A 6,836-nucleotide genomic window follows, 5' to 3' on the forward strand; every position below is an offset into this window, starting at 1 on the left:
CACCGTACGCCCCGCCTCGGACAGCGCCCGTCCGGGCTGTGGACAATGGGCGCGATGCGCAAGGACGGAGAGCTCCCCGCGAACACCACCGGACCGGCCGGTCCGACCGGCCCCTGGTCCCTGGTCGTACCCCTCAAACCCCTGCCGTTGGCCAAGAGCAGGCTCGCCGACGCCGTCGGCCCCCTGCTCAGGCCCCGGCTCGCGCTGGCGTTCGCGCAGGACACGGTGGCCGCGGCGCTGTCCTGTCCGGCGGTGCGGGATGTGGTGGTCGTCACGGACGACCCGCTGGCGGCGGAGGCGCTGAGCGCACTGGGGGCCGCCGTGGTGCCGGACGCCCCGGCCGCAGGCCTGAACGCCGCGCTGGCGTACGGGGCGGACGTGGCCCGCGCGCGGCACCCCGGTGCTCCGGTCGCGGCCCTCAACGCGGATCTGCCGGCGCTGCGCCCGGCCGAGCTGGGCCGGGTCCTGGGAATGGCGGGGCAATTCCCGCGGGCATTTCTGTCGGATGCCGCCGAAATCGGTACGACATTGCTGGCGGCCGCACCCGGAATGGAATTGCGCCCGGCTTTCGGCGGCGCGTCCAGGCTCCGCCATTTGTCGTCGGGCGCGGTGGAAATTCCGCCGGCCGGCGTGGTGTCCGTACGCCGGGACGTGGACACCGGCGCGGATCTGCGGGCCGCCCTGGAGCTCGGCGTGGGCCCGCGTACCGCCGAACGCTGGCCCGTGACCGAACCTCCGGCCCGCGTCGTGCGGACGGGCGGATAGGCTGCGGTCCATGCAGGCCACCGCGTACACGTACGACCCCGAATCCCGCAGCGGCAGCGTCCTCCTCGACGACGGTACGCCGGTGCCCTTCGCCGCCCCGGCCTTCGACGCCGGCGGTCTGCGGCTGCTGCGTCCGGGGCAGCGGGTGCGGATCGAGACGGAGGGCGAGGGCGACTCCCTCCGCATCACGCTCATCACGCTGCAGACGTTCTGACCGACCGGACCTGGCATCCGGGCCCGACCGACCGGGCCTTCGACGACGCACCGCGGGCCGGGCTCCCCTTCTGGGAGCCCGGCCCGGCGCGTGAGGGGCCCGGTGGGCCTGCGGCGCTTACTTGCGCGCGGCGATGGTCTTCTTGGCGGTGGTCTTGCGGGCCGTCGTCTTCTTGGCGGGGGCCTTCTTCGCGGTGGCCTTCTTCGCCGGCGCGGTCTTCTTGGCGGCGGTGGTCTTCGCCGGGGTCGCCTTCTTGGCCGCCGCCGTGGTGGTCTTCTTGGCGGGGGCCTTCTTCGCGGTGGTCTTCTTCGCGGCGGCGGCCGTGGTCTTCTTCGCCGGGGTCGCCTTCTTGGCGGCCGCCGTCTTCTTCGCCGCGGCGGTGGTCTTCTTGGCGGCGGCCTTCTTGCCCACGGCCTTGGCGATGGTGGGCGGCGCGCCGGAAAGGCTGCCCTTGGGCGCCTTCTTGACCGCCACCTCGCCGCCCTTGGGCAGCTTCTTGGAGCCGCTCACCAGGTCCTTGAAGCCCTGACCTGCGCGGAAGCGCGGAACCGAGGTCTTCTTGACCCGTACGCGCTCACCGGTCTGCGGGTTGCGGGCGTAGCGGGCCGGACGGTCCACCTTCTCGAACGAGCCGAAGCCGGTGACCGAGACACGGTCACCGGCGACCACGGCACGCACGATCGCGTCGAGCACCGCGTCGACGGCATCGGCGGCCTGCTGGCGACCGCCCATCTTGTCGGCAATCGCTTCTACGAGCTGCGCCTTGTTCACGTCTTCCCCTTCGGAGACATTGCCGGAACGAAAGTGTTCAAGCTTTTTCGCACGTTAGGCAGATATATACCGCAAATCAAACACGAAACGGGCTAATCACCCTAGTGCCGCAACGAAGTAGGCGGCTGCGGAGTTCGGAGTGTTAGTCACCTTCAGGGAATCGGCCCTCGTCGAGGTCCTTCATCAACCGGTCCAGGCGCTGTGCGGCGCCTGCGAGATCGTGCTTCGCCGCCGCCGTGATGGCCAACAGCTTCCGGGACAGCGCCATCCTTACGCCCTCCGGGACTTGCAGTGCGCGCACGCGGGTGTGCGCTTCTTTCAGTCGGGCTGCGACCGCCTCGTAGAGCTGGAGTTGGCTGTCGCGTTCCATGCACCGATTGTGCCATCTGGGGCGAGTTGTCGCCTCCGTAGGGGGTAACTGTCACGCCCCAACGGCCTTTCACCACTTGCCCGGACGGCATTCGGGTACCCCCGGGCCGGACGTCAAACCCCCTTTGTACGGGGGGAGTTGGGGTGCACCGCGCCGCGCCGGGAAGGCGGCGCCGGAGAAGCCGCGACACACGCGGGAGGTGTCAGCCGGATGGCCCCGCGCACGTCATTCCACTGCCCGGCAAGGTCACTTTCACGCCAACCTGAAGAAGCTGCCGGAGGGCGCACACACCGGTGCCCCCGGCCGTCGATCGGCCGGGGGCACCGGAAGGGGCGTGGTGGGTCAGACCGGGAGGGTCCGCGGCTTGTAGGCGGGGCGCTTCGCCTCGTACGCCGCGATGTCGGCCTCTTCCCGCAGCGTGATGCTGATGTCGTCCAGGCCGTTCAGCAGCCGCCAGCGGGCGTTCTCGTCGAGCTCGAAGTCGGCGACGATGCCCTCGGCGCGCACCTGTCGGTCCTGGAGGTCCACGGTGATCTCGGCCTGCGGGTCGGCCTCGGTGAGCTCCCACAGCGCGTCCACGACCTTCTGGTCGAGGACGACCGTGAGCAGGCCGTTCTTCAGCGAGTTGCCGCGGAAGATGTCCGCGAAGCGGGACGAGATGACGGTCTTGAAGCCGTAGTTCTGCAGCGCCCAGACGGCGTGCTCGCGCGAGGAGCCCGTGCCGAAGTCCGGACCGGCCACCAGGACGGTGGCACCCTGCCGCTCGGGGCGGTTGAGGACGAACTCGGGGTCCTTGCGCCAGGCCTCGAACAGCCCGTCCTCGAACCCGTCGCGGGTGATCTTCTTCAGCCAGTGCGCCGGGATGATCTGGTCGGTGTCGACGTTGCTGCGGCGCAGCGGAACGGCCCGGCCGGTGTGGGTGGTGAAGGCTTCCATGGTTGCTCAGACTCCGGCGGTCGCGGGGGCTTCGGACAGGTCGGCGGGCGAGGCCAGATGGCCGAGCACCGCGGTGGCGGCGGCGACCTGCGGCGACACCAGGTGGGTGCGGCCACCCTTGCCCTGCCTGCCCTCGAAGTTGCGGTTGGAGGTGGACGCGGAACGCTCACCGGGCGCCAGTTGGTCGGGGTTCATGCCCAGGCACATGGAGCAGCCCGCGTGCCGCCATTCGGCGCCGGCCTCCTTGAAGACCTTGTCCAGGCCCTCCTCGACGGCCTGCAGGGCCACCCGGACCGAGCCGGGGACGACCAGCATCCGTACGCCGTCGGCGACTTTGCGGCCGTCCAGGATGCCCGCAGCGGCGCGCAGGTCCTCGATGCGGCCGTTGGTGCAGGAGCCCACGAAGACGGTGTCGACCTTGATGTCGCGCAGCGCCTGCCCGGCGGTCAGCCCCATGTACTCCAGGGCCTTCTCCGCCGCCAGCCGCTCCGAAGCGTCTTCGTACGAAGCGGGGTCGGGGACGTTCGCCGAAAGCGGCGCGCCCTGGCCGGGGTTGGTACCCCAGGTGACGAACGGGGACAGCGCGGCGGCGTCGATGACGACCTCGGCGTCGAAGACGGCGTCGTCGTCCGTCTTCAGCGTCTTCCAGTACGCGACCGCCGCGTCCCAGTCCTCGCCCTGCGGGGCGTGCGGGCGGCCCTTCAGGTAGGCGAAGGTGGTCTCGTCCGGGGCGATCATGCCCGCGCGGGCGCCGGCCTCGATCGACATGTTGCAGATGGTCATCCGGGCCTCCATCGAGAGCTTCTCGATGGCGGAACCGCGGTACTCCAGGACGTAGCCCTGGCCGCCGCCGGTGCCGATCCGGGCGATGATCGCCAGGATCAGGTCCTTGGCGGTGACGCCCTCGGGCAGCTCGCCGTCCACGGTGATCGCCATGGTCTTCGGGCGGGCCATGGGCAGCGTCTGGGTGGCCAGCACGTGCTCGACCTGGGAGGTGCCGATGCCGAACGCCAGAGCGCCGAAGGCGCCGTGCGTGGAGGTGTGGGAGTCCCCGCAGACCACGGTGGTGCCCGGCTGGGTCAGGCCCAGCTGCGGTCCCACGACGTGGACGACGCCCTGCTCGACGTCGCCCAGCGGGTGCAGGCGGACCCCGAACTCGGCGCAGTTCTTGCGCAGGGTCTCCAGCTGCGCCCGGGAGACCGGGTCGGCGATGGGCTTGTCGATGTCGAGGGTCGGCGTGTTGTGGTCCTCGGTGGCGATGGTGAGGTCGAGCCGCCGCACCTGCCGGCCCGCCTGGCGGAGCCCCTCGAAGGCCTGGGGGCTGGTCACCTCGTGCAGCAGGTGCAGATCGATGTAGAGGAGGTCGGGCTCGCCTTCGGCGCGCCGGACGACGTGGTCGTCCCAGACCTTCTCCGCGAGAGTCCTACCCATCGCTTTCCCTCCGGCCGGCGTCTTGGGCCGGCACCTCTAGAGATCTGTGGGGCCCGCGTCCGTACCCCGTTCCACGTGCCGGACGCCGGCTTGGGACCCGTTGGTCCGCGGGCCGTGAGTACAGGGTCGCAAGTTCCCTGGAAAATTGAACTTGCGTTTCACAGAGTGAGACGTGAATATCGTTGCATGGACAACTCTAGCGGCGTCGGCGTTCTCGACAAGGCAGCTCTGGTTCTGAGCGCCCTGGAGTCCGGTCCGGCCACCCTCGCCGGGCTGGTCGCGGCGACCGGGCTCGCACGACCCACGGCACATCGCCTTGCCGTGGCACTGGAACACCACCGGATGGTGGCGAGGGACATGCAGGGCCGGTTCATCCTCGGACCGCGGCTGGCGGAGCTCGCCGCCGCGGCCGGCGAGGACCGCCTGCTGGCCACGGCCGGACCGGTACTGACTCATCTGCGTGACGTGACCGGGGAGAGCGCGCAGCTCTACCGGCGCCAGGGCGACATGCGCATCTGCGTCGCCGCGGCGGAGCGGCTGTCCGGTCTGCGGGACACCGTGCCGGTCGGCTCCACGCTCACCATGAAGGCCGGCTCCTCGGCCCAGATCCTCATGGCCTGGGAGGAGCCGGAGCGGCTGCACCGCGGCCTCCAGGGCGCCCGCTTCACGGCGACGGCCCTGTCCGGCGTGCGGCGCCGCGGCTGGGCCCAGTCGATCGGCGAGCGCGAGCCGGGCGTGGCGTCGGTCTCCGCGCCCGTACGGGGCCCGTCGAACCGCGTGGTGGCCGCCGTGTCCGTGTCGGGCCCGATCGAGCGTCTGACGCGCCACCCGGGGCGCATGCACGCCCAGGCGGTCATCGACGCGGCCGCGCGCCTGACCGAGGCGCTGCGCCGCTCCGGCTGACCCCGCCCTGCTTCCCTCTTCGACCCCGCCGCTTCAACGCCGCAGCGGCGGGGCGGAGTTGTCCCTCCGCACCAGGAACGCGAAGAAGCCCTCCCCTGCTGGGGAGGGCTTCCTCTGTGCGTACCCCCGACCGGATTCGAACCGGCGCTACCGCCTTGAGAGGGCGGCGTGCTAGGCCGCTACACAACGGGGGCAAGATCTGTACGCTGTACGATCCGCTGGCCTACCTGGACTCGAACCAAGACTAACTGAACCAGAATCAGTCGTGCTGCCAATTACACCATAGGCCACTGGTGGTTTAGACCAGTTGGTACCCCCGACCGGATTCGAACCGGCGCTACCGCCTTGAGAGGGCGGCGTGCTAGGCCGCTACACAACGGGGGCCCTAGCGATCCTGCGTCTCGTGATCATCGGGTGCGACCCTGGTGATCACGCGGGAAGGATCTGTACCCCCGACCGGATTCGAACCGGCGCTACTGCCTTGAGAGGGCAGCGTGCTAGGCCGCTACACAACGGGGGCTTTGCAGATGAGCTCTGCGAGCTGGCCTACCTGGACTCGAACCAAGACTAACTGAACCAGAATCAGTCGTGCTGCCAATTACACCATAGGCCACCAAAACTCAACCCCCTTGCGAGGGTTTTGTTCGGGTTACGCTCTGGAGTTTCGGGCTTTTCGGCCCGCTCCCCTCGGCGCAGGAAGAACATTACCCGAAGGTGTCCTGGGCTCCAAAACGGGTATCGCCGCGCAGCCGGCGGAGCACCCCGGGGAGCTGGTCGAGGCCGGTGATCCTGATCAGCTCGGGCCGCCCGCCGACCCCCGTGCGATCCAGCCATATGCCCTTCAGGCCCGCCTCGACGGCGCCCCGGGCGTCGATGTCGGGCTGGTCCCCCACGTACGCCACCTCCTCGGGCGGCAGGTTCATGACGTCGCAGGCGGCGTGGAACGCCTCCGGCTCGGGCTTGGCGACGCCCAGCTCGGCCGCGCACAGCAGCGCCTCGAACCGGTCGCGCACGCCCAGGGCCCGCAGCTTGCGCTCCTGGTTGTGGATGCTGGAGTTCGACAGGACGGCGTGGCGGTAGTCGGCCGCCAGGACGTCCAGCACGGGCAGGGTGTCCGGGAAGAGGACCCAGGCGGCCTCGTAATGGCGCAGGTACCGCCCGAACCACTCGTCGGCCTCGGCGTCGCTCAGCGGCCGCCCCACGAAGTCGCGCACCCGGTCGCGGCGCTGGTCCTCGAAGGCCACGCCACCCGCCTCGAAGCGGCGCCAGTGGTGCGTGGTGAGCTCCTTCCAACGGCTGAGGGCCTGGTCGACGGAGTCGTATCCGTCCACCAGGCCCTCGGCCTTCAGATGGTGCAGCATTCCGGCGCGGTCGGCGCTGGCGTAGTCGAAGATCGTGTCGTCGATGTCCCAGAGGACCGCGCGGATCGGCATGGTGCAACCGTAT

Annotated in this window: 8 protein-coding genes and 5 tRNA genes; 3 read left to right on the forward strand and 10 right to left on the reverse strand. The window is 70.2% G+C overall.

The window, feature by feature from the left end; all coding sequences use genetic code 11:
• The first annotated feature begins 54 nt into the window (after positions 1-54).
• Both cofC and AB0A69_RS28885 read left to right on the forward strand, forming a co-directional pair.
• Positions 55-765 (forward strand): 2-phospho-L-lactate guanylyltransferase, encoded by a 711-nt coding sequence (gene cofC / locus AB0A69_RS28880; protein ID WP_361428132.1) that lies wholly within the window; start codon positions 55-57, stop codon positions 763-765.
• A 10-nt stretch (positions 766-775) separates the two neighbouring features.
• Positions 776-979 carry a hypothetical protein gene (locus tag AB0A69_RS28885; RefSeq protein WP_361428134.1) on the forward strand — a complete coding sequence of 68 codons (204 nt, stop codon included), beginning with the start codon at positions 776-778 and terminating at the stop codon, positions 977-979.
• Between the two features lie 117 nt (positions 980-1,096).
• Here AB0A69_RS28885 and AB0A69_RS28890 read toward each other — a convergent pair whose 3' ends face one another.
• The 4 genes from AB0A69_RS28890 to leuC all read right to left on the reverse strand — a co-directional run bounded on the left by AB0A69_RS28890 (position 1,097) and on the right by leuC (position 4,487).
• Positions 1,097-1,750: an HU family DNA-binding protein gene (locus tag AB0A69_RS28890; protein WP_361428136.1), complete on the reverse strand. Its 654-nt coding sequence runs from the start codon at positions 1,748-1,750 to the stop codon at positions 1,097-1,099.
• Positions 1,751-1,892: 142 nt separating this feature from the next.
• Positions 1,893-2,120, reverse strand: coding sequence for a hypothetical protein (locus tag AB0A69_RS28895; protein WP_361428138.1), 228 nt, complete (start codon positions 2,118-2,120; stop codon positions 1,893-1,895).
• Between the two features lie 342 nt (positions 2,121-2,462).
• Positions 2,463-3,056, reverse strand: a complete 594-nt coding sequence (gene leuD, locus AB0A69_RS28900; RefSeq protein ID WP_355356326.1) for a 3-isopropylmalate dehydratase small subunit — start codon at positions 3,054-3,056, stop codon at positions 2,463-2,465.
• Between the two features lie 6 nt (positions 3,057-3,062).
• The gene (leuC, locus tag AB0A69_RS28905) at positions 3,063-4,487 is read right to left on the reverse strand and encodes a 3-isopropylmalate dehydratase large subunit (protein WP_361428140.1); all 1,425 of its coding nucleotides are present in this window, start codon (positions 4,485-4,487) and stop codon (positions 3,063-3,065) included.
• Between the two features lie 186 nt (positions 4,488-4,673).
• Here leuC and ndgR point away from each other — a divergent pair, with 186 nt between their 5' ends.
• Positions 4,674-5,390, forward strand: a complete 717-nt coding sequence (ndgR, locus tag AB0A69_RS28910) for an IclR family transcriptional regulator NdgR (protein ID WP_355356330.1) — start codon at positions 4,674-4,676, stop codon at positions 5,388-5,390.
• A 121-nt stretch (positions 5,391-5,511) separates the two neighbouring features.
• Here the strand turns inward: ndgR and AB0A69_RS28915 are convergent.
• The 6 genes from AB0A69_RS28915 to AB0A69_RS28940 form a co-directional block, all read right to left on the reverse strand.
• Positions 5,512-5,584, reverse strand: a tRNA-Glu gene (locus AB0A69_RS28915).
• 24 nt (positions 5,585-5,608) lie between these two features.
• Positions 5,609-5,680 (reverse strand) — tRNA-Gln (locus AB0A69_RS28920).
• 18 nt (positions 5,681-5,698) lie between these two features.
• Positions 5,699-5,774: transfer RNA gene (locus AB0A69_RS28925), tRNA-Glu, on the reverse strand.
• A gap of 63 nt (positions 5,775-5,837) precedes the next feature.
• A tRNA-Glu gene (locus AB0A69_RS28930) sits at positions 5,838-5,910 on the reverse strand.
• Between the two features lie 21 nt (positions 5,911-5,931).
• A tRNA-Gln gene (locus tag AB0A69_RS28935) sits at positions 5,932-6,003 on the reverse strand.
• 91 nt (positions 6,004-6,094) lie between these two features.
• The gene (locus tag AB0A69_RS28940; RefSeq protein WP_361428142.1) at positions 6,095-6,823 is read right to left on the reverse strand and encodes an HAD family hydrolase; all 729 of its coding nucleotides are present in this window, start codon (positions 6,821-6,823) and stop codon (positions 6,095-6,097) included.
• Positions 6,824-6,836: the final 13 nt, after the last annotated feature.

Origin of the sequence: Streptomyces sp. NPDC045431 (assembly GCF_040646655.1) — a bacterium.
GTDB lineage: Bacteria > Actinomycetota > Actinomycetes > Streptomycetales > Streptomycetaceae > Streptomyces.